Here is a 22,266-nt window from a genome sequence, read left to right on the forward strand (position 1 = left end):
TTTACAGCAGCCCAGCAAAAAGCTGCCCTGATCGCGTCAGCAGGTCGTATCTTGGTCGGCCAGTTCTGGCGAAAGCCTTTCACAAAGCAGGCCATAGGTCTTTTGCCTGGATCCCTAGACCAGCAGCGGGGCTTTGCGCCAAGCCTTGGGCTGCTGGAACCGGTGCAGATCTCGGATCAGCCGCACCCAGCCGTCAGACATGGACTCCACCAAAACTTTGCCTTTCTCCGGCGTGGCGGCGGTGGCATCGCCCAAAACTCCGCTCTGGGTGAGATCGCGAGTTGCCCAAGCGAAAGGGATCCGCCCTTCCATGCTGAGCAGGCTGTTTTCCGGCAGATCGTGGGGATATTCGCAGACCAATCGGTCGGTTCGCACCGTGTCCGGCAAAAGGTGCATCAGCATACTGGTCTCCCCATCGCCGGCGTGAATGCCCAATTCCCGTTCTTTCTCGGTAAACAGCTCTCGTCCTTCGTGGGGAACGCGCCAGACCGACACCGGAAACAGCATGAAATCTTCATACTTCTGGTGCAGATCGCGGGCAACAATCTCCAGGACCTGTGGCTGGCCACCGTGGGAATTGAGGAACACCAGCTTGCGAAACCCAGCTCGGTAGATGCTCTCTGCCACTTCTGTCAGCACCGCCATCAGGGTTTGAGCCGAGAGGGTAATGGTGCCGGGGAAATGCCAATGCTCGTTGGCTTTGCCGTAACATTGGGTGGGCAAAACATAGGCCGGGATCTCAGGCTCCAGCTTCTCCATGGCGCGCCCAATGATCGCCGTGCCGATGCAGGCATCCACCACCAGGGGCAGGTGGGGCCCATGTTGCTCGATTGAGGCAACCGGCTGAATGATCACCACGTTCTCTTTGTCGGGCATGGCCTGGATCTCCGTCCAGGTCAGGTAGGGGAAAAAGCGGTGGGGCGGGACAAAAGTGTGCATCATGGCGGGATCCGTTCAAGTTTGATCAGAAAGCTACCTAGCACCATGCCACAAAATCGGGTTCACGAAATGCCCGCAAAGACGGGATCCCCGGCCAACCCGCCTGCCAAAGAAAAGTAAGGAGGCCATCGATTAGGATCAGTACAGTCCATATCGTCTTCAGTTAACGATTGCATGACCCTGTTGCCTCGTTTGCCCGCCCGATGTGGCTCTGTGGAGAATATCCCTTTCAGAAGCCGCCCTTTGCCTGCCCCGGTGGAGGTGGGCAGCACTCCACCCTCACCCCGTCCCATCCTCGCCCTGCCAGGGCCGCAAGCCACCCTCTATGTGGAGCTGATTCAGGCTTCTCTCCACAATCTTGCGGCGGGATCCCCAGCATTGCTCTGGGTGCGACCTCTCTTGCTCAGGCAGGGATCCCAAGTCTTGAACCTGCGGGCCACCTCGGATTTGCTCTGGCCTGCTGCCGGCTTTGTCCCGGCCTATGCGGAGGAGGTGTTGCCCCTTTTGGAGCAGGCAAGGGATCCCGCTCCCCACGAGCTCCCTGCCCGACAGCAGTTGCAGGCATTTCTGCGGCAAGTCTGGCGAGGCTAGGCTGCCCCGGAATGGCCAAGGGAGGCGGCCAACCTTTGCAAAGCCGATGCCAACATCGCTAGAGCCGCGTCAATTTCTGCCGGGGTGACGATCAAGGGGGGCACAAAGCGCACCACCTGGGATCCTGCCGGCACCAACAACAGCCCGCAGTCCATGGCTGCCTTGACCACTTCAGCCGCCGGGATGCGCACCACCAAGCCCTGAATCAGGCCCCAGCCCCGCACTTGCTCAACGAGCTGCGGAAACTGCTCCGCCAAGCGGGACAGCCCCTGACGCAGATACACCCCTGTCTGCTGGGCATTCCAAACCAAACTCTCCGACATTAGCGTGCGGCAAACCGCCAGGCCCACCGCACAAGCCAAGGGGTTGCCCCCAAAGGTGCTGGCGTGATCCCCCGGCTGAAACACGGCGCAAAAGTCTTTCGCCAACAAGGCCCCGATGGGGATCCCACCGGCCAGGCCCTTGGCCAAGGTGAACACATCCGGCTCCACCCCCAGGTTACAGTGGCCCCACAGCATGCCAGTACGGCCCATGCCCACCTGCACCTCATCCAAAATCAGCAGAATGCCCCGCTCGCTGCAGATCCGGCGCAACCATTGAAAATAGGCGGGATCCCCCGGCACAACCCCCCCTTCCCCCTGCAACGGCTCCAACAGCACGGCACACACCCGCTCGCCCCAGCGCTCCAACACCGCTGCTGTGCCCTCGATGTCGTTGTAGGGAACGTAATCAAAGCCGGGCACCAGAGGGGCAAAGTCTTTTTGGTATTTGGGCTGGCCGGTGGCGGTAATGGTGGCCAGGGTGCGGCCATGGAAGCTGGCATGGGCGGTGAGGATCATCGGATCTTGGATCCCGCGCACCGTGTGGGCATACTTGCGAGCCAGCTTAATGGCTCCCTCATTGGCTTCCGCCCCTGAGTTGCAGAAAAACACCTTGTCGGCACAGGAGTGCTGGGTCAGCCATTGAGCCAGTTGTGCCTGCGGCTGGTTGTAGTAAAGGTTGGAAACATGATGCAACTGTTGCGCCTGCTCGGTGAGCGCCTGAATCCACAGCGGGTGGGCATGCCCCAGGGTACAGGTGGCAATGCCGGCCACAAAGTCCAGGTACTCGCGCCCCTGCTCATCCCAAACCCGACACCCCTGCCCGCGCACCAAGGTCAGGGGATAGCGCCCATAGGTGGCCATCACATGCTCGGCAAACAGCTCGGCAGTTGTCGGGGATCCCGAGGGGGCACTGGCAAGAGGCGAAGTTAGAGGAGACATGGCCGGTAAAAGATTGCTGTCGTGTCGGCGGCGCAGAGCACTTTGGGGCTGGCGCAAGCCGTGTTTCGAGTGTACCACCCTGCTTTGGAGATGATATTCTGGCGGGGCCAAAGATTCAGGGATCCACAGCAAACAGACAGAAGCAAACAGACAGATGTCGCGGCGGGGGGTAACGGTCTGGTTTACGGGATTGAGCGGGGCGGGCAAAACCACCCTGAGCTGCGGCGTGGCCCAGCAGTTGCGCGCTTGGGGGCTGCCGGTGGAAGTGCTCGATGGGGACCTGGTGCGGCAACATCTCACCAAGGGTCTGGGCTTCAGCAAAGTGGATCGGGAGGAGAACATTCGCCGCATCGGCTTTGTGGCGGAGATGCTGACTCGGCACGGGGTGATTGTGCTGGTGTCGGCCATTTCCCCCTATCGGGCAGCACGGCAGGAGGTACGGCAGTATATTGGCAGCTTCATCGAGGTCTTTGTGGATGCCCCCCTGGAGGTGTGCGAACGCCGGGATGTGAAGGGCCTCTATCGAAAGGCGCGGGCAGGCTTAATCCAGCACTTTACCGGCATCGACGATCCCTACGAGCCGCCGGAACAGCCGGAGGTGGTGTGCAAAACTGCCGAGCAAAGCATCTCCGAATGTATTGACCTGGTGATACAAAGCCTAAAAAGCAGAGGTTATGTCTAACAGGCCCACTGCTCTTACGTTGCCCGTAGAGGGTGGGCTTCCCCCCGGAGTAGCTGCAAAGAACCTAGAATTAAGAAAGGCTTACAAGCAACTCCTATGGCTTCGACATCGGTATCGGCCACTCCCATTTCGGCGCAGTGGATCTGGCGAGGGCAGTCAGTTCATTACGTCAAACAGGGTGAGCAGGGGCAGCCTCTGCTTCTGGTGCACGGCTTTGGAGCCTCCACCGACCACTGGCGCAAGAACATTCCCGAATTGGCTCAACACTACCAGGTGTACGCCATCGATTTGCTGGGTTTCGGTCGCTCCGCCAAGCCCAACTGGGACTACCGCGCCGAAATCTGGCGGGATCAGCTGCGGGACTTTTGCCAACAGGTAATCCGTCGGCCTGTGGTGGGGATCGGCAACTCCCTGGGCGGCTATGTGGTGCTCAGTTTTGCGGCGGAGTGGCCGGAGTGGGTGCGGGGCGTGGTGCTTTTGAATGGGGCAGGTGGGTTTTCCACCCTCAAGGGATCCCCGACCGGATGGCGGCAATGGATAGGCGGATTGGTGGGCTGGGGCCTGCGCCAGCGCCTGGTGTCTTACCTGCTGTTTCAGTATTTGCGGCAGCCGCACGTGATCCGAGCCAAGCTGAAGCAGGTTTACTACGACCCGGCAGCCGTGACCGATCAGCTGGTCGAGGCCATCCATCGCCCCACCCAGGATCCGGGGGCTGCCGATGTGTTTGTGGCCTTGATGCGAGGTGGGCAGAAGGGACGCTATGTAGATGAGCTGCTGTGCAGCTTGGTGCGCCCGCTGTTGTTGATCTGGGGAGAACGGGATCCCTGGATGCGGGCTCGGGAACGCTCTAAGCTGTACCGGGCCCACTACCCTCAAGCAGTGGAATACTTCCTGGAGGCTGGCCACTGCCCCCACGATGAGCGCCCCGAAGAGGTCAATGCCCTGATTCACCGGTGGATCGAGACCGGGATCCCAGCCACCACTTCTCCCCCCATTTCCAAAGCTGCCCCTGTATCGGAAGTCCATCCCTAGGCGGCCCGTCTAGCTTGGGCTGTCCAACAATTCCTCCTGGGGATCCCCTTCTAGGCCGATGGTGTACTTAGACCATTCTCGATGGGAACCACTGCCGACGGCTTTGGAGATTTCAAAGTAAAGAGTGCTGTGGGGACGGCGGGGTTGGCGCAGCAGGGGCATACCGGCTTCGCGGGGGGTGCGGTTCCCTTTTTTCACGTTGCAACGCACACAGGCACTGACCACATTTTCCCAAGTATCCCCGCCGCCACGAGACCGAGGGATCACGTGATCCAGGGTGAGATCTTCGCCGAAGCAGCCGCAGTACTGACAACGATGCCCATCCCGGTAGAGGACGTTGCGGCGCGTAAGTGGGATCTCCTTGTGGGGAACGTGGACATAGTGGCGCAGACGAATGACAGTGGGCAAGGGAATGTTGCCGTACACCACTCGGCCATTGTGCTCGATTTGCTCGGCCTTGCCCTTAAGCAAAAGAACGACTGCCCTGCGCCAACTGGTGATGTTGAGCGGCTCGTAGGAGGCATTCAAAACCAAAACCTTGCCCATAGTGCCGCGCACCGCTGACGGGATCCCCAACCTAAGCCGGAAGGCGCCAGCCCCCTGAAGTTATGCAAAATGTTAACACAGCTTTAGATTCAAGCAGTAGGAGTTCTGTGCTCCAGGAGATATTCCCGGCTGCTGCGAGAGCGCTACTCTGGAAAAGACCTGCCGGCAAGGACGTGTTGATCCTGGGGCATTAGGTGGGGTTTCCCGAATAGGCTGAACTTTATTGAGGTGATGAAGCCGGAACTGAAATCTTCAACTCAACAGCAGGATCTGCCCCAAAAGAGAAATCCAGGCGAGGGATCCCGCTGGCTGATGGGTCTAGCCATCCTGCTGCTCTGTCTGGGGTTCCCCAACCGCTGGTGGCACTGGTTTCCGGGGGCGCTGCTGGGCTTAGCCCTGCTGTTTGGCCTGTGCGAGCAACGGCAAGGGTGGGCGCGGTGGCGTTTGGCCTATGGCCTCTGGTTTTGGGTTTGCCTGTATGCCTTCTGGGTGGATCCCTTCTCGGTTAAGGTGTTGAGCGCCTGGGAGATCCTGGGGGGCGTGGTGGTGGCTCCCCTGATCCCCCTCTTTTTCACCACTGCTACGCTCCTGAGTTTGCAACTGAGTCGTCCCCTGCCGGCTTGGGCACGTCCGCTGGGTTTGGCCACGGTCTGGACGGGCTTGGATGGGCTGTTGGGCTTGCTCTGGTGGCCCATCCCTTTCCACTGGGGATCCCTGTTGTTCGACTGGCCCCTCGGGATCCAAGTAGCCGATGTTACGGGGATCTGGGGGGTTACCTTTTTTGCCGTGTTCGTCAATGGGGTTCTTTGGCAGATGGCCAGGCAGATTTCTAGCCGGTGGCAGGCGGCTGGGGGATCCCTGAGAAACGTTTTGGGTGAGATGCTCAGGAACAGGGATTTCTGGGGTACGCTCGCCTGCGGCCTGGGGTTGACGGGGCTGGTCTTGGCCTATGGAAGCGCACGCCTGGCTTACTTCGATGCCTTGGCCGTTGAAAACAGGGATCCTGACTTTCGGGTGGGGGCAGTGCAGCAGGTGGCTTGGCTGGAAGCCGATCGCAGTTGGGACTACCGCATGGAGCGCTACCGGGAGCTGCATCAGCTTTCTGCCCAGGGGGTGGCTGCTGGGGCACAGTTGGTGGTTTGGCCGGAGGGGGCGCTGCGGGCACGGCTGCTGAATACTGGCCTGGAACCCTACGTGATCGAGCCAATGCAAGCGATTCTGCCGCCGGAAGGCGCTTTGATTACGGGGGCAACAGAGCCGGATCCCCGCACAGCCCATTTGCCGGAGCCAGAGCAGCGATTTTTTAACACGGCCCTGTTGTTTGACGCCCGGGGCAACTTGCTGGATGGGTTTGGCAAGCAGTGGATCTTTCCCTATTTCGAGTCGGGGCGCTACGTGCCTTCACCCGATGGCTATCGGCCTCTGGACGGAGGGGAGCTTTTCGGGCCTTTGGGGGTGATGATCTGCTTGGAGAGCGTCTTGCCTGCGCCCAGCCGAACTTTAACCCGTCGCGGCGCCGAGTCTTTGATCGTGATTTCGGATGATAGCTGGTTTGGTAATAGCCACTGGCCGATGTTGCATGGCCAGCTCTCGGTTTTCCGGGCTGTGGAAAATCGGCGGGGCGTGGTGTTTGTCAATAACACAGGCGGCAATCTGGTGGTGGATCCCTCAGGTCGGCTCCAGCAGGTTGGCCCCATCTTTCAGCGGGGGGTGATTACGGGAGAAGTGAAGCGGCGTTCTGAGACAACTTTCTACAATCGCGCGGGGGATTGGCTGGCGTGGCTGACGTTGGGGCTATCTTTGGGGCTATGGCGCTGGGGATCCCGAGCAAGGCAAGGATGAGTTAGAATCGATAGGCCCACCGGTGGGTCTGCGGATTCTCCTATCCAGTCCTCACTTCAAAGCCCTGCTGATGTAGCTCAGTTGGTAGAGCAGCTCACTCGTAATGAGCAGGTCGTCGGTTCGAGTCCGATCATCAGCTTTCTGGAGTTGAACACCTCAGAGTCCCTTTGGGAGAAGAGTTGGGGGTGGTCGCGGAAGCGGCGCGGAGCGTTTGGGCAGCAGCGATCATTCTTTCGAATTGCAGTGAAACCTTGGAACGGCTACAGTTGTGGAGGGCACCAGAAAAGATTTCGGGTAGAGACCCCCAAAGAATGGAGAATATCTCTCATTACCCCTGTGCAGTACTTCCAATGCTCAGGATCTGCACACATGCGGTCGGGATTTAACTCCATCTCATAATGGATAACATTGGGGATCCCGGCAAACTCATCAGAAGACTGAGGAGAAACAATCAGCAGCAGAAAAGGCTTGCCCCTGCGCTTAGCCGCCAGCTTATCCATTAAGTCAACAACGGCCTCTCGCCGGCAACCCCCTGTGCGCACAAACAAGACTTTATCGGCTTTTTCCAAAACATACATAAAACGCTTGGCGCGAGCAGTGTAGCGAGTTCGCATTCGCTCATGGATGGGGTGCATATTCTGAAGTGGATCTTCTCCCTCTTCCACCTCATGGCCAAAGGAGAGGCCCGTCCACTTGCTGTGGTAAATTCGCCTATCTTCAGGGCTGTAGTGTAAATATTGCGGATCCCACATGCCCTGAAACTCGTTGTGGATCATATCGGCCACATCGGCCAAATTGCTGGTGCGTGTCAAATCAAAAGGAAAGGCAGGCCCATCATATTCCAACTTGTAGAGCAGCATTCGCACCGCGCAGCGATCCCCTAACGGTACAATGGCAACACGATGAATATCCGATAATTTGCAGGTGTATTCCAGCAGCATGACCGATCCAGGAGCAGCCTTTACCCGACTTTCGAGGCCACCTTCCCCGATCATCAGGGTTCGGAAGAGAGCTTCCCGGTGGCTCGGATCTTCATAAACACCCATCGGCATGGCTTTGAGAGCGGCCCGCACTTCCTTCCACACGGGGTGGATGTTGTACTCGTGATTGCTCTGGTTGATCACGCACAGGCGAGGTATGGGATCAGAAGAGCCTTCTGAGGATCCACTGAGCTTGAGAAGGATCAACGATCCATCCTCGAAGATTGTTTCTACTGATTCCGAGGAAAAGAACTGAGCTATTGGGGAGAAGACCAGATCGGCATCTGCAGGAACGGAGAGGGTGGTCTGCACCGAACCATCTTCTCGTATGGAAAGTGAATATAGGGTCGCATCCCCTAGCCTTTCATCGCTTTTGCCAATATACAGACCCGGCTGTAGACCTGCTTTTTGGAAAGCGGCTTGCAAAGGTTGCCAAGTGGGCGTGATGGTGTAAGGGTAGGGAGTTATATTCACGATGCGAAATTGATTTTTGCCCGTCTCTACGGTTACCCAAAAACCATGCTCCTCTTCAAAAATGACCTGCTCCCCAATGGGTTGAGGGAGCTTGCCACGAGCCGAGCTAACTTGGCCGGGATCCAGAAGAGAGAGATCGATGGCCTCAAACATGATCTGATGACCCTTGGAATTGGGGTGAGCTGGGTCAAAAGCAAGGTCTGGTTTCCAGCGGCCCTGTCCATCTTCCAAATGAGGCAGCCAATTGAACACAGGGCATCCCCAGCTGAGCATTCTTTGCTGAGTTTCTTGCAAAAGAAGATGCTGTTCTGGGCCGTAGTTTGCATGGGGATAAACCCCTCCCAGAACTGGCAAGGCTCCAATGTCTTGAATTCGCTGAATTAGCCGCTGCAGGCCGTTTTCAAACCGCCTCTGCAGGGCGCGGCGATGCTGGGGCAAGGCCGATACCAAGCCTTCATTTCCCAAGGACAGGGCAACAATAACGACATCAGGACGTTCAGGGATCACCGCCTGCTCAAACCGCAACAGAGTTCGGCTGACATTGGCCCCCAATTGGGAGAGATTTCGCACTTGATGGCCATAGCGCTCTTGTAGAGCTTTCTGCAACAGCCAAGCCCAACCTCGCAACAGCCAGGCGCTGCACCCCAGGGCAACAGAACTGCCCAAAATAACGACTTTTAGCCCTTGCGGATTTTCCGGTTCGACCTCAGGAATGGGATCGGCAAAATAGCCGTAAGGATAGGCAGGGATCCGGCCAAACTCTCCATCCTCAACAATTAAAACTGCCGGCAAAGGTTCCGGCTCAAGTGGCACCCAGCGATTGACAGCGGTGGATTCCCAAATCACTTCGCCACCGGCTTGCACGCGCAGATATCGGTACTCCACTCGAGGAGTTTCTTTTAAACATCCACTGTAGGGTAACAGCGGGCCGGGCGCCCCATCTGCCGGGCTCAACGGCAACTCTACCCACCACAGCGGATAGCGAGTCGGATCCGTCTGCAGCCAAATGCAATGGCAGGGATCCCAGGAGCCCAATTTTGCGCTGGATCCCACCAGGGCAATTCGCTCGCCCGGCTGGGTGGTGGCACGAACCTGGAAGCGATACATAACGTTTTCCTGGCAAAGGATGCAATGGCAAGGTGTGGGGCTGTGCGGGCAGACTGCACTCACTCATCACCCAATCAACAGCTCAGCAGCCGGCTGAGAAAAGCAAGAGCCTGGGATCCGATCCCATCTCTGCCGTTTTATCGGGGAAAAAGAGAGATTCTTAAATCTGGAAAGCAAAGGTTAAGAGAAGGTCTTTGACACCCAGAAATTCAGTTCAACCGGGCCAATACGGTTCTGAATAAAAACCAAGTCAATTTTCGGCTTAAAGCTAGCATATTGACTGAGGACTGTCTGTTTTCCAGAGCACTTTCAGACCCTCTCTGGGGTACAGATTTCCAACTGTCGCTGCGGCAAAATGACCTCAAAGCTGGATCCCTGGCCCAGCTCGCTCTCCACCTGCACTTGACCTTGATGCTGCTGGGCAATGCTTCTGACAATTGCCAGCCCCAAACCTGACCCTGAGAGGCGACCGGGATCCCCGCTGCGAGCCGGATCTGCTCGATAAAAGCGATCGAACACATGGGGCAGAGCCTGAGGCGGGATCCCTGGCCCGGTATCTTGTACCCGTACCACCAGCTCTGGGGATCCAGAGCGCAGCCGCTGCTCCAGCCTCACCTGCACCTCTCCTTGGGGGGGAGTGTGGAGAAGGGCATTTTCGATCAAGTTGGTAAACAGGCGGGCCAATTGATCTTCATCTCCCCAAAAGCCAAAGGGATCCACCTGGGCGGGAGAAGGTTCCGTCCCGCTCTCAGGGGCAGCAATATCCAGCTGCAAGCGGATCTGCTTTTGGTTGGCCAAGCCCTGCAGCTCTTCCACCACCTGCAGCAGCAGAGCATCCAGCGCACAGCAACGGGGTTGGAAAGGCACCATACCGCTGTCGTGGCGGGCCAGAAACAGCAGGTCATCCACCAGACGACCCAGCCGTAAACACAACCGCTCCACCATCTGCCAGCGCTGCCGGGTGTCGGCATCCAATTGGGAATCCGCCAAAGCCACCTGTACCGCGGTTTGAATGCTGGCCAAGGGGCTGCGCAGCTCGTGAGAGGCGTCGGCGGTAAATTGCTTGAGCTGCTGATAAGACTGCCGGATGGGCTGCATGGCCAGGCCGGAGAGCATCCAGCCGATGGCTCCCACACTCGTCAAGCCGGCCACCACCCAGAGGGAAAGATCCCGGATCAACTGTCGCGTTGGCTTGCTCACCTCAAACCAAGGATGGCTGACCCGCAGATAGCCCAGCAGCTTCCCACCGGCCACGATCGGCTCGGTGAACTGACGCAGCCAATACCCAGGAGCGATGCGGGCAGTGTGCAGGGATCCCTCGGTCAACAGGGGGGCAGGGATCCCGCCGGGCACCGTGGACCAGATGAGCGTTCCCTGAGGGCCGAACCACTCCAAGTCGATGTGATCGTCCTCTAGGGTGCTGGGATCATCCCGAAAGCTGGCCTCCAAGCTGCGGCGGGCTTGCTGCGGATCCAAGAGGCTCTCATCCACCACCAAAGACCGCTCGACAATTTCCACCACATGGCCAAGGGTATCGTCCACCCGTTCAATCAGGGTTGACTGCACGTACCAATAGAAGCTGCCGGCAAACAACAGCAGCAACACTGCCGTAACCGTTGTATACCAGAAGGCCAACCACTGCCGCGTCGCTTGAAACATGGGAGCTGCACCGCGGGGGGAAACGGAGTGGGGCTAGCTGTGAACACGGGGTTCGGGGTGAAGGGTGGATAAGATCTCGGCCTCCACCTGGAGTAGAGTATCGAGACGCTCCTGCACCTGATCGGCGGGAAACTGCTCCAACGCCAAATCCAAGTAAAGCTGCCAATGGCGCTCCTCCGCAGCCGCCAGCCAGAGATAAAACTGCCGCAGCTCTGGGTCGGGCGCGTGGATCCCCAACAGGCCCAAGCGTTCGTGGCTGCGGGCCTCAATGATGGCTGCCACCAGCAGGGTATCCAACAGATGCTCCGGCTCGGAGCGGCGCAGGTGTTGGTTCAGACGACCGGCATAGGGCGCAGCCGACAAGGGCTTGATGGGGATCCCCAGCCGTTGCAGGTGGCGATGCACCCGCTCAAAATGCTGCAGCTCCTCCCGCGCCAGCGGCGAGAGGGTTTCCACCAAACGTCCGTTGGCCGGGTAGCGAAACAGCAAACTGAGGGCGTTGCCCGCTGCTTTTTTCTCGCAGTTGGCGTGATCCAACAAGATGAGGTCAAGGTGACGGATGGCCTGGTCGATCCAGGCCGCAGAAGTCGGAGAAGCCAGTTGCAGCGTAGCCACAGGGTCAGAAGAGGTTTCAGGGATCAACAGCTTCCAAGTTGACTCACCCGGCCCGCTTCGGGAACAGGGGACGGAACTGGGTCAATCGGATCCTAGCCTTGCCCGCCTACCCCTTTCTAACTCCTGAATCCCGGCTGAGCACAACTCGGTTGCCTTGCTTAGGTCTTGGGGGGATTTTTCAGAAAGCCGACCCCCGCCCTAATGGCTCAGGGCTAACGCTCTCCCCTCTACGGTCGCCGCCATCTCCAGCAACAGATCTTCCGTCTCTTCCCAGCCAATGCAGCCATCGGTGATGGAAACGCCATACTTGAGCGGCGCCCCTTCCTGCCAGGTTTGCTTGCCCGGGTAGAGGTTGCTCTCCAGCATCAGCCCCATCAGAGCCCGCTGCCCCGCCTGGTACTGCTGTAGCACCGCTCGACAGACGGATCCCTGGTTGCGGTAATTTTTGTGGGAGTTGTCATGGGAGCAGTCCACCATCACCGAGCGAGGGATCCCTTGATCCTTCATCAGCAGTGCCGCCCGCGCCACATCTTCCGGGCCGTAGTTGGTCTTGCCCCCTCCCCCCCGCAACACGATGTGCCGATCCGGGTTGCCGGTGGTTTTCACCAGAGCCGTCATGCCATCTTGGCCGATGCCCAGGAAACTGTGGGGATGGCTGGCGGAGAGAATGGCATTGAGCGCAATTTCCAGCCGCCCGTCGGTGCCGTTTTTGAAGCCCACAGGCATGGAGAGGCCGCTGGCCATTTCCCGGTGAGTTTGGCTTTCGATGGTTCTGGCGCCAATGGCCGCCCAGCTCACCAGATCTGCCGTGTACTGAGGGGTCACCGGATCCAGCATCTCGGTGGCACAGGCCAGGCCCAGCTCGTTGATCTGCAAGAGAATGGAGCGGGCCAGTTGCAGGCCGGTGGCAATGTCGCAGGAGCCATCCAGGTGGGGATCGTTGATCAGGCCCTTCCAGCCCACCGTGGTGCGGGGTTTCTCAAAATACGTACGCATGACAACCACTAGGTGCTCCCGAGTTTGGTCGGCCACCCGCTTGAGGCGATGGGCATACTCCAGAGCCGCTGCGGGATCGTGGATGGAACAGGGGCCGACGATCACCACCAAGCGATGGAGATCCCGTCCGTGGATGATGTCGCGGATGGCTTGCCGAGTGGAGAGCACCACCTGGGCTGCCGTTTCCGTAAGGGGCAGCTTGGCCTTGACAGCAGCAGGGGCAATCAAGGGAGTCACCTCTTGGATATTGCAATTGTCGGTTTGAGGGGGCATGGAACTGTCCTCAGCGTGCAAGTGGGTAGATGGGGTCGTCGAGCCATCAAAAAAGCCCTGGCGCTGGGCTCAGGGCTTCAGGACTGACTCGGGTAAACTGTAGGTCTTTGTTTACGCGCCACCCTTCTGCCCTGGTCGTTGCCAGGGAAAGCTAAAGTAGCCAAAAAAGGAAGCGCGCCAGACCATGCGGAGAACAAACTTAAAACCTGTACGAGATAACTATACCCGAAAAAACCTCGTTTGACACCTCAGGGATCCGGTTTCCTGGCGGAGAGACCAGCGGGAAGTCTTAAGCCGACCGAGCCGCCGGCTTGGCAATCCAGTAGCCGCAGGGGTGTTCTCCCTGCACCTGCCAGGTGATGCGCTCTACTCGGCAATCGGGCAAGGCGGCAGCAAACATCTCCAGTTCGTGGCCGCAGACGCTGGGAAAGGTGTGGGCAATCTGAGCAATGGCGCAATTGTGCTCGACCAACACATACTGCTCGACGTAATACTCGGATCCCTCTGCTGCCAGCGGCACAGTCAGGTCGGCAGGATAGGGGTAGTACTCCGCCATGTAACCCTCCGCCTGGCGCAACTGCACCAAACGCTCCAGCCGCTCCCGTAGGGATCCGGATCCCAGTTGGGCCTGATACTCCCGGGCTTTGCGCTGCCACTGGTGGTGGAGAAGGGATCCCATCTGTTCGGATCCCAGGGTTTCGGCCAGGGTGTTGAGCAGGCCAAGGGCAAACTCGTCGTAGCTGGCGGGGAACTGCTCTTCTCCCAAGGGGCTGAGCTGATAGAGATGCTGGGGTCGCCCTAGACCATTGGGTTGAGCGACATGTTGGATCAACCCCTCTGCCTCCAGATCCTTGAGGTGGCGGCGGATGGCCTGGGGAGAAATGCGCAGGTGCTCTGCCAGCGTTTGGGCGTTGGCCTGCCCCGCCTTGCGCAGGTAGACCAAGATGGCCTGCTTACTCGAAGCGGGTTGAGCGACCTGCCCGGTGATCTTGCGCGTGCTGTCCACCCTCGCCCTCCTGGTTAGACTGGGTTAATCGGCTGCCGCTGCCAGCACAGCTCTCTGCTATTTTGACAACGGGATCATTGCTAAAGTAACCTGAGGATCAGTTAAACAACAACTCTGTTGTTTTATTTGGCCATCTGTCTTAGTCGCGTTTCTACCCTGTCACTACCCGAGAGCCATCCATGTCTACGAGCGTCCGCGCCCTGGTCAACCAGCCCTACAAGTACGGCTTTGTAACCGACATCCCCTCTGAGTCGATTGGCAAAGGCTTGAACGAAGAGGTGATTCGGCAGATCTGGGCCAAGAAAGGGGAGCCGGACTTTATGCTAGAGTTCCGGCTGCGGGCCTACCGCCAGTGGCTGAAGATGAGCGAGCCCACCTGGCCCAACGTCAGCTACCCGCCCATTGACTACCAAAACATTGTCTACTACTCGGCCCCCAAGGTGCAGCCCAAGAAAAAGAGCCTGGACGAAGTGGATCCGGTGCTGTTGGAGACCTTCGAGAAATTGGGGATCCCCTTGTCTGAACAGAAGCGGCTGGCCAATGTGGCGGTGGATGCCATCTTCGACAGCGTTTCGGTAGCCACCACCTTCCGGGAAAAGCTGGCCAAGGAAGGCGTGATCTTCTGCTCCATGTCGGAGGCACTGCGGGAGTATCCAGAGCTGGTGCGCAAGTACTTGGGCAGTGTGGTTCCCATTGCCGATAACTACTACGCGGCGCTGAACTCGGCAGTGTTCAGTGATGGATCCTTTGTCTATGTGCCCAAAGGGGTGCGCTGTCCCATGGAGCTTTCCACCTATTTCCGCATCAACAACGGCGAATCGGGCCAGTTTGAGCGCACCTTGATCATTGCCGACGAGGGATCCTACGTCAGCTACTTGGAAGGGTGTACTGCCCCCATGTTCGACACCAACCAACTGCATGCGGCGGTGGTGGAGCTGATCGCCCTAGACAATGCCGAGATCAAGTACTCGACGGTACAGAACTGGTATGCCGGCGACGAAAACGGCAAAGGGGGCATTTATAACTTTGTAACCAAGCGCGGCCTGTGTCAGGGGGCAAACTCCAAGATCTCCTGGACGCAAGTGGAGACCGGCTCCGCCATCACCTGGAAGTACCCCAGCTGTGTGCTGGTGGGGGAAAACTCGGTGGGCGAATTTTACTCGGTTGCCCTCACCAACCACTACCAGCAGGCCGATACCGGCACCAAGATGATTCACGTGGGCCGCAACACCCGCAGCAAAATCATTTCCAAGGGCATCTCGGCGGGACACTCCAAAAACAGCTACCGCGGTCTGGTCAAAATCGGGCCGAAAGCAGAAGGGGCCCGCAATTTTTCCCAGTGCGATTCCATGTTGATCGGGGATCAGTGCAGCGCCAACACCTTCCCCTATATCGAGGTGCAAAACAACACCGCCAAAGTGGAGCACGAAGCTTCCACCTCTAAGATTGGAGAAGAGCAATTGTTCTACTTCCAGTCCCGCGGCATCTCTGCGGAAGATGCTGTGTCCATGATCATCAGCGGCTTCTGCCGAGAAGTGTTCAACCAACTGCCGATGGAGTTTGCTGTAGAAGCCGATCGATTGCTGAGCCTAAAGTTAGAGGGATCCGTCGGCTAGGGGATTGTTCCCGACGTGAAGCTAAGCAGCTGGGGAGAGGCTACTGACATCAGTGGGATTTCAGGAGAGGGGTGACTCCCAAGGCAGAGAGGTTTTGAACTATAAAGGCTAGGCAGGAGAAGTTCCCTATGCGGGCATTTCTGGAGGAGTTCAAAAACTTTATTAGCCGGGGCAATGCCTTAGATTTGGCTGTTGGCGTTGTTATTGGAGGTGCTTTTGGGAAGATCGTGACTTCTTTCGTAGCAGATCTATTTACTCCGGTTTTAGGCTTGATGATTGGTGGAGTGAGCTTCCAGAACTTGGTCTGGAAAATCGGTGGAAGTCCTGAAGATCCAGTTACGATTAACTACGGCAGCTTTCTGCAAGCTGTGTTTGATTTTGTGATTATCGCTTTTGCTCTCTTCTTACTATTGAGAGCGATCAACACTCTACAGCGAAAGGAGGAAGAATCTCCTTCTATATCGCCCCCATCAGAAGTGGTCTTGCTGGCAGAAATTCGGGACATCCTCAATCGCCGCTCCCAATAGAGCCGTAAGAGATCCTTAGGCCCAAAATCCAAACCTGGTTTAGGGATCCCTTAACCTTCCAATCCCTGCCCTTCAGTGGCAACTCTAGAGTCTAGCTATGATCTGCGAAAACAGCCCTGTTATCTTATCCGTTCGAGATCTCAGCGCCGAGATCGACGGCACCCCCATTCTCAAGGGGTTGAGCCTGGAAATTCGCGCCGGAGAAATCCACGCCATCATGGGCCCCAATGGTTCTGGAAAAAGCACTTTTTCCAAGATCTTGGCTGGCCACCCCGACTACCGGGTGACAGGAGGCGAGATCCTCTATCTGGGCAAGAATCTTCTGGAAATGGAACCGGAGGAGCGGGCTTGGGCAGGGATCTTCTTGGCGTTTCAATACCCCATTGAGGTTCCGGGGGTGAGCAACTTGGATTTCTTGCGGGCTGCCTACAACGCCCGCCAGAAATATCGGGATCAGCCGGAAATGGATCCCCTCGAGTTTGACGACTTCGTGCGGCAAAAGTTGAGCGTCGTCAAAATGGATCCCGTTTTTTTGGAGCGCTCTGTGAATGAGGGCTTTTCCGGCGGCGAGAAAAAGCGCAACGAGATCCTGCAAATGGCGGTGTTGGAGCCTACGCTGGCCATTTTGGACGAGACGGATTCCGGTCTGGATATCGACGCGCTGCGCATTGTGGCCCACGGCATCAACCGACTGGCCGGCCCTGAGAATGCCATGCTCTTGATCACCCACTACCAACGCTTGCTGGACTATGTAACCCCCGACCACGTGCATGTGATGGAAGGGGGGCGTATTGTCATCAGCGGGGACAAGACCTTGGCGCTGGAGCTGGAAGAACGGGGCTACGACTGGATCAAAACTCAGTTGGGCCAAGAATCAGCAGCCGCAACATCCCGGCGGGAGGAAGAGGGATGAGCGCCACCTTGCCCAAACCTTTCGCCCCAGAGAGCCGCCTATTCCTGGAGCACATCCTCGGCCAAATCCCCGAAAGGCAGGATCCCTACACCACCCTTAGGCAGCAGGCCCGCGCCCAATTGGCCGAACTGGGGATCCCGACCCCACGGGAAGAGGATTGGAAATACAGCGATCTCTCGCCACTGCTGGCCCACAAGTTTCGCCTGGCTGCCGCGGGGGATCCGTCTCTGGATGCAGCAACCCTAGAACCTTGGCTTTGGCCGGAAACCAGCCACAGCCACGCCGTGTTCGTCAACGGCTACTTTGCCCCCCAGCTTTCTGATTTGAGCGGCCTGCCCACCGCTTTGCAGGTGATCCCTTTAGCCCAAGCCCCAGGGGAGTTGCTGCAAACCCTGGCCAAGACAGATGTGTTTACGGCCCTCAACACCGCTCATCTGGGAGATGGGATCCAGATTGGCCTACAGCCCGGCCAGGAAGTTCCGTCACCGCTGCACCTGCTGTTCATAACGGTGGCTCCTGAGGGAGAGGCCGTTTTGGCCCAGCCCCGCTGCCTGCTGTCTTTGCAAGCCCACAGCTCCCTCACGCTGATCGAAGATCATGTATCCCTGGGATCCGGGATCCCCTTTGGCAACGCTGTAACCGAGATCCTCTTGGCAGAGGGATCCCGCTTGCACCATGTGATCCTGCAGCGGCAGGGGTCTCAGGCTTTTCACATCAACCAGACCGCCGTGCGCCAAAGCTGCGACAGCCACTACCGCCTCCAGGCCATTCAGTGGGGATCCCAGTTTTCTCGCCACAACCTGGAGATCACCCAAGCCGGAGCCCAGGCCCACACCCAACTGCAGGGGCTAACGCTGCTGAAGGGATCCCAGCACAGCGACACCCACTCCCGCCTGGTGCATCAGGCCCCCCACGGCAGCAGCCGCCAATTGCACAAGTGCATTGTGGACGAGACGGCCCATGCGGTCTTCAGCGGACGGATTCTGGTGAGCCGAGAGGCCCAACTGACGGACGCCGCCCAGACCAACCGCAACCTGCTCCTAGGCCCCAAAGCGCGGGTCGACACCCAGCCACAACTGGAGATCTTTGCCGACAACGTCAAGTGTGCCCACGGGGCCACCGTCAGCCAACTGGAGGCGGAAGAGATCTTTTATCTGCAAAGCCGGGGTATTCCCCAAGCTGAGGCCAGGCAACTTCTCACCTGCGCTTTTGCAGCAGAAGCCCTGGAAGGGATCCCGTTGGCTCAACTTCCCGCCCTGGTGGCCCGCCAGTTGGCTGGGATCCCGTGAATCCAATCAATTCCAATAACAATAATAAGTTGTTGCTCCCCCATTACCCTCAAGAGTGACCAGACTTGGGCGTAATGGATAGGCAGCAGTAAACTACCCGGCTCCGACCGCTAAGCGGTACGGAGCGGGCTTTCAGTAGCCCTGAGCCTGTTCTGCTCTACCAGAGAACAAAACAGGCCCGAACCTCTAGGCTGGTTTACGACAGCCCCCAAAAGCGCAATCACATTCGCACCATTCAAATCCGCATCTCCTTCCCATCCACAGTGCCCACACTTGAACGACTTACCACTGCGGTAGGACTGCGCAGGATCGGAATGGATGTGTAAACACTTGTGGCAGGTCTGCGACGTGTAGGCGGGCGGCACAAGAATCAGAGAAACCCCTGCAACCCTCGCCTTGTACTCCAGAAACTGACGTAGTTGGTAGAACGCCCAACTATTGGCCCGCCTGCGCTCTGTCTTACTCCGTGGCTGTTGATTGACCCTTTCCCGAATCCCTGTCAAGTCTTCCAGAGCAATAGCGCTGTTTGTCGCCTTTGCCCTAGAGACAATAGCTTTGGAGATGCGATGATTGACCCACGTTTTTGCTACGCAACGCTGACGCGACTGAAAGCGTCTTTCCTTGCCAGACAGCCGTTGCAACAGTTGACGGCATCTGCGCCGCGAACTGCGTGTGCCCTTACTGGCTTTGCGTTGGAGTACCGCCCTCAACCGGGAGTAGTGGTCGCGGACTTTGTTCAACTGCTGTCCATTCCAATTGTCCCCCTCTGACGTATGGGCAATATCTGTCCTCCCCAAGTCCACCCCGACCACCTTGTCGGTATCTTGTTGCTTGGGCGGGTTTTTCTCTACGCAAATCTGGATGTCGTAGGAGCCATCCTTCCGCTGGACTAGGGTGGCCGATTTGGGGTTGGAACCAGCCAGCATCCCACGCTGGTAGTTGCCAATGGCTAGTTCAAAGCGCTCTCGCCCTTCCACCGTGGTCAGCGACACCGTCCAGTCTTTCTCGCGAAATGAGAAGATACGTGCATCGTAGGTAACGAACCTACGCTTGAACTCTTTAACCGGACGGTTGCGCTGTCTCGCCACTTTGCGAGCGCCCGCCACCCGTCTGCACACCTGTTGAGCCAAGTTACTGGACAAGCCGAACCGGGCTCGAATCTCGTAGTAGCAAAGGGATTGCAGTTTGACCGCGTTGACGATCTTCTCCGGCGTGTTCTGGTTGACCCAGTTCAAGGCTTGGCCAAAAGCCTCCATCGTCGCGTCCAATTTGGCGGCTTGCGACTGGGACGCCTTGAGCTTACAGGAGACGGTCAGGACTTGGCTCATAAGTTAATTGTACTTCATCAAAGCGCTTTCCTCCCGACACTGACCCTACGGGTACAGTGCGGGGCTCCTGCGATTTCTAGCTGAACCTGGCCCTCTAAGCTCCCATTCCTGAGTACTGTTGCAAGCCTTTGCGCCATAACCAGCGGTTAGCCAGCCAGAGCAGGCCCGTCCAGGCCAGGCCCATGCCAAAGCCGCCCAGAATATCCACCGGGATCCCTGCCCAGAGGCTGGCGGGAAAATGCACTAGGTAGGGGAAGGGTGTCCAGGCCAAGACCTGGCGCACGGGTGGTGGGAACACCTCCAGAGGAGCGATCACCCCCGAGAAAAACAAGTACACCAAAAAATGGAATTGCTCCAAGGCCGTCACCCGTTCCACCCAAAAGGCCAGCAGCGCCAGGGTGTACTGCATGAGAAAGCGCAGGGCAAAAGCCAGGAGAATGGCCAGGGATCCCAGCCCCGCCTGGGCCCAAGAGGGGATCCAAAAGGCAGGGGGGTAGAGGACGAAGAAAAGGGCGATTAAAACCAGGGTAAAGGGGAGACGGGCCAAGCGCTCCATCAGGTGGCTGGCCACATGGTGCCAAGCGGGATCCAGAGGCTGCAACAGGCGAGGAGATAATTTGCCTTCGACCACCTCTCGCTCAAAGTCCCAGATGACCCAGACGATGGTGAACTGGCGCACCAGGAACACCGCCAGAAAGTAGCGGATGAACTCCAGAGCAGACAGCGAGAAGTCTCCTGAGCGGGCTGCCTCGCTCCACACCCCCATCATGATCAGGGGCAGGGATCCGGCCAACACCCACAGGATCAGCTCGGCCCGGTACTCCAGCATGTAGGCGTAGTAGGCGGAGAAGAGGGCACCCAACTTGCGAAAGAAGGCGTTCATGGAGATTCCGGTTGCGCAAGCGCTGCGGAGCAATACGAGACTGGCGGACGCAAAGTGGGCAACAAGCTGGCCAGGCTGACCACCGCTCCCACCACAACAATTGAAGGCGGTGCTACGGGCGAGGGCTGCCCAGCCAGAGTCTGCAGGCGGAGCAGATGAATCTCTTGCTCAGGGGTGGTGCCCCAGCGGATCAGGGCAACCGGGGTATCGGGAGCTTTCCCTCCGGCCAACAATTCGGCGGCAATGTGGCTGAGGTTGTGCATGCCCATGTAGATCACCAGGGTTTCCACCGCCCCGGCCAAAGCCCGCCAATTGACCTGAGGGCGGTATTTCCCTGCCGCCTCATGTCCGGTAACAAAAGCAACTGAGGAGCTGAGGTCGCGATGGGTGAGAGGGATCCCGGCATAGGCGCTGGCGGCAATGCCCGCCGTAATTCCCGGCACCACCTCCACTGGGATCCCGGCCTGCACCAGAGCCAACATCTCCTCGCCGCCTCGCCCAAAGATGAAGGGATCCCCCCCTTTGAGCCGCACCACCACGGCTGCCGTCCGAGCTTTCTCCATCAGCAAGGCTGTGATCTGCTCCTGGGGCAAGGTGTGAGCGCCGCAGTGTTTGCCAGCATAGATCCGTTCTGCCGTCGGCGGGATCAGATCCAAGATGGAGGATCCCACCAGAGCATCGTAGATGACCACATCCGCGTGGGCGAGTAGCGCCTTTCCCTTCACCGTCAGCAGCCCTGGATCCCCAGGCCCTGCCCCCACCAAATACACTTTGCCCATCTCAAGTCCCGGTCGCGTCATTGCTGTTGGAAATATCCATTTTGAGGGAACGGGAAAGATTCGGCTATTCCAGCGCCGGGCTAAAAGCCTGCAGTGTCTCCACAATGGCCTGCATCAGTTGAGGATCCCGCCAGAGGGGCGGCTCCACCTGGATTTGGAGCAGAGGCCATTCCCGCTGTAATCGCTGAGCCTGTTCTTGTAGGGCGCGCAGCAGACCGCCTGGAAAGAGAAAAAACGGCAGCACCCGTAGACGGCACTGGCTAAGGCGCAAGCAATGGATCACGACCGCTTCTAAGGTGGGGGACTGGGCAGCAAAAGCCACATGCAAGGGGATCTCGGGCAAGCGCCGTTGCACAGTTTGGATCCCTGCTTGGAGCTGGGCGGCAAACCCCGGCAGACGGCTGCCATGGCCAAGCACAATCCAGGCATCTGCCCGTTCGCCGGATTGCCTGAGCGTTGCAGAGCAAGAGGGCTGTGGAGCCAGAATGCGAGCCACCAACAGATCCAGGAGGGCCGGGTGCTGGCCAATGGGGGGTGTTAACCGGATGGGCAGGCGCGGCCAGCGAGCTTGAACCTGCTTCACCGCAGCCGGTAAATCCTCTTCCACATGGGATCCCTCGCCCATAAACAGCGACAGCAGCACCACTTGATCGGGAGATCGGCCTGCGCCCAGCCAAGCTGCCAGCCGTCCTTGAATCTGTTCGGCCAGGGTGAGAGGCTGACCTTCCAACTGGGCCAGCTCCACCACTTGAGGAGCTAGCTGCTGCTGCACCCGGGCCAACAAATCTGCCAAAGCCTGCTGATAATCGGGATCCCGGCTGCCGTGACAGACCAAAAACACCAGGGGATTGGAGGACATGGCAGAGGTCACGGATCCGAGCGGAAGGGTTCCATTTTGCTACTTTAGGGGATCCCGCCAACTTCTCG

20 protein-coding genes and 1 tRNA gene are annotated in these 22,266 nt (G+C 58.3%); 9 read left to right on the forward strand and 12 right to left on the reverse strand.

All coding sequences use genetic code 11. The features are described 5' to 3' along the window. Positions 1-114: 114 nt before the first annotated feature. Positions 115-939 carry a creatininase family protein gene (locus ACVWXF_RS06615; protein ID WP_011433035.1) on the reverse strand — a complete coding sequence of 275 codons (825 nt, stop codon included), beginning with the start codon at positions 937-939 and terminating at the stop codon, positions 115-117. Between the two features lie 243 nt (positions 940-1,182). Here ACVWXF_RS06615 and ACVWXF_RS06620 point away from each other — a divergent pair, with 243 nt between their 5' ends. Then, positions 1,183-1,530 (forward strand): hypothetical protein, encoded by a 348-nt coding sequence (locus tag ACVWXF_RS06620; protein ID WP_457384729.1) that lies wholly within the window; start codon positions 1,183-1,185, stop codon positions 1,528-1,530. On the opposite strand, the gene ACVWXF_RS06625 is transcribed toward ACVWXF_RS06620, so the two are convergent. Beyond that, a complete protein-coding gene (locus ACVWXF_RS06625; protein ID WP_011433033.1) occupies positions 1,527-2,792 on the reverse strand; it encodes an aspartate aminotransferase family protein in 1,266 nt (421 codons plus the stop codon). The genes ACVWXF_RS06620 and ACVWXF_RS06625 overlap by 4 nt on opposite strands. 154 nt (positions 2,793-2,946) lie before the next feature. On the opposite strand from ACVWXF_RS06625, the gene cysC reads away from it, so the two are divergent. Both cysC and ACVWXF_RS06635 read left to right on the forward strand, forming a co-directional pair. Next, on the forward strand, positions 2,947-3,474 hold the full coding sequence (cysC, locus tag ACVWXF_RS06630) for an adenylyl-sulfate kinase (RefSeq protein ID WP_414407107.1): 528 nt from the start codon (positions 2,947-2,949) through the stop codon (positions 3,472-3,474). Between the two features lie 96 nt (positions 3,475-3,570). Next, a complete protein-coding gene (locus ACVWXF_RS06635; RefSeq protein ID WP_457473976.1) occupies positions 3,571-4,506 on the forward strand; it encodes an alpha/beta fold hydrolase in 936 nt (311 codons plus the stop codon). A 9-nt stretch (positions 4,507-4,515) separates the two neighbouring features. Here ACVWXF_RS06635 and ACVWXF_RS06640 read toward each other — a convergent pair whose 3' ends face one another. Further along, on the reverse strand, positions 4,516-5,052 hold the full coding sequence (locus ACVWXF_RS06640) for an HNH endonuclease (protein ID WP_011433030.1): 537 nt from the start codon (positions 5,050-5,052) through the stop codon (positions 4,516-4,518). 231 nt (positions 5,053-5,283) lie between these two features. On the opposite strand from ACVWXF_RS06640, the gene ACVWXF_RS06645 reads away from it, so the two are divergent. Both ACVWXF_RS06645 and ACVWXF_RS06650 read left to right on the forward strand, forming a co-directional pair. After that, on the forward strand, positions 5,284-6,894 hold the full coding sequence (locus ACVWXF_RS06645; protein ID WP_457473977.1) for a nitrilase-related carbon-nitrogen hydrolase: 1,611 nt from the start codon (positions 5,284-5,286) through the stop codon (positions 6,892-6,894). Positions 6,895-6,960: 66 nt separating this feature from the next. Next, positions 6,961-7,033: transfer RNA gene (locus ACVWXF_RS06650), tRNA-Thr, on the forward strand. A gap of 121 nt (positions 7,034-7,154) precedes the next feature. On the opposite strand, the gene ACVWXF_RS06655 is transcribed toward ACVWXF_RS06650, so the two are convergent. From ACVWXF_RS06655 to sufR, 5 genes are all read right to left on the reverse strand, one after another. Beyond that, positions 7,155-9,455, reverse strand: a complete 2,301-nt coding sequence (locus ACVWXF_RS06655; protein WP_457473978.1) for a DUF1796 family putative cysteine peptidase — start codon at positions 9,453-9,455, stop codon at positions 7,155-7,157. A gap of 309 nt (positions 9,456-9,764) precedes the next feature. Further along, entirely contained in the window at positions 9,765-11,114 is a 1,350-nt protein-coding gene (locus ACVWXF_RS06660) for a sensor histidine kinase (RefSeq protein WP_457473979.1), read from the reverse strand. A gap of 33 nt (positions 11,115-11,147) precedes the next feature. After that, a complete protein-coding gene (gene miaE, locus ACVWXF_RS06665; RefSeq protein ID WP_457473998.1) occupies positions 11,148-11,753 on the reverse strand; it encodes a tRNA isopentenyl-2-thiomethyl-A-37 hydroxylase MiaE in 606 nt (201 codons plus the stop codon). Positions 11,754-11,927: 174 nt separating this feature from the next. Then, complete coding sequence (locus ACVWXF_RS06670; protein ID WP_457473980.1) at positions 11,928-12,998, reverse strand: 3-deoxy-7-phosphoheptulonate synthase; 1,071 nt, start codon at positions 12,996-12,998, stop codon at positions 11,928-11,930. Between the two features lie 289 nt (positions 12,999-13,287). After that, positions 13,288-14,004, reverse strand: a complete 717-nt coding sequence (gene sufR / locus ACVWXF_RS06675) for an iron-sulfur cluster biosynthesis transcriptional regulator SufR (RefSeq protein WP_457473981.1) — start codon at positions 14,002-14,004, stop codon at positions 13,288-13,290. Between the two features lie 179 nt (positions 14,005-14,183). Between sufR and sufB the strand changes: the two genes are divergently transcribed. The 4 genes from sufB to sufD all read left to right on the forward strand — a co-directional run bounded on the left by sufB (position 14,184) and on the right by sufD (position 18,349). Then, positions 14,184-15,620 carry a Fe-S cluster assembly protein SufB gene (sufB, locus tag ACVWXF_RS06680; protein ID WP_414332217.1) on the forward strand — a complete coding sequence of 479 codons (1,437 nt, stop codon included), beginning with the start codon at positions 14,184-14,186 and terminating at the stop codon, positions 15,618-15,620. A gap of 128 nt (positions 15,621-15,748) precedes the next feature. Next, a complete protein-coding gene (gene mscL, locus ACVWXF_RS06685; protein WP_457473982.1) occupies positions 15,749-16,147 on the forward strand; it encodes a large-conductance mechanosensitive channel protein MscL in 399 nt (132 codons plus the stop codon). A 97-nt stretch (positions 16,148-16,244) separates the two neighbouring features. Beyond that, positions 16,245-17,060 carry a Fe-S cluster assembly ATPase SufC gene (gene sufC / locus ACVWXF_RS06690; RefSeq protein ID WP_457473983.1) on the forward strand — a complete coding sequence of 272 codons (816 nt, stop codon included), beginning with the start codon at positions 16,245-16,247 and terminating at the stop codon, positions 17,058-17,060. Next, a complete protein-coding gene (sufD, locus tag ACVWXF_RS06695; RefSeq protein ID WP_457473984.1) occupies positions 17,057-18,349 on the forward strand; it encodes a Fe-S cluster assembly protein SufD in 1,293 nt (430 codons plus the stop codon). The genes sufC and sufD overlap by 4 nt, the downstream gene beginning before the upstream one ends. Before the next feature lie 110 nt (positions 18,350-18,459). On the opposite strand, the gene ACVWXF_RS06700 is transcribed toward sufD, so the two are convergent. The 4 genes from ACVWXF_RS06700 to ACVWXF_RS06715 form a co-directional block, all read right to left on the reverse strand. Next, the gene (locus ACVWXF_RS06700) at positions 18,460-19,677 is read right to left on the reverse strand and encodes an RNA-guided endonuclease InsQ/TnpB family protein (protein WP_457473985.1); all 1,218 of its coding nucleotides are present in this window, start codon (positions 19,675-19,677) and stop codon (positions 18,460-18,462) included. Positions 19,678-19,771: 94 nt separating this feature from the next. Further along, positions 19,772-20,560 (reverse strand): ABC transporter permease, encoded by a 789-nt coding sequence (locus ACVWXF_RS06705; RefSeq protein ID WP_414389515.1) that lies wholly within the window; start codon positions 20,558-20,560, stop codon positions 19,772-19,774. Beyond that, entirely contained in the window at positions 20,557-21,339 is a 783-nt protein-coding gene (gene cobA / locus ACVWXF_RS06710; protein ID WP_457473986.1) for a uroporphyrinogen-III C-methyltransferase, read from the reverse strand. Before cobA ends, ACVWXF_RS06705 begins: the two co-directional genes overlap by 4 nt. Before the next feature lie 64 nt (positions 21,340-21,403). Next, complete coding sequence (locus tag ACVWXF_RS06715; RefSeq protein WP_457473987.1) at positions 21,404-22,198, reverse strand: sirohydrochlorin chelatase; 795 nt, start codon at positions 22,196-22,198, stop codon at positions 21,404-21,406. Between the last annotated feature and the right edge of the window lie 68 nt (positions 22,199-22,266).

This window comes from Thermostichus sp. MS-CIW-40 (genome assembly GCF_054058315.1).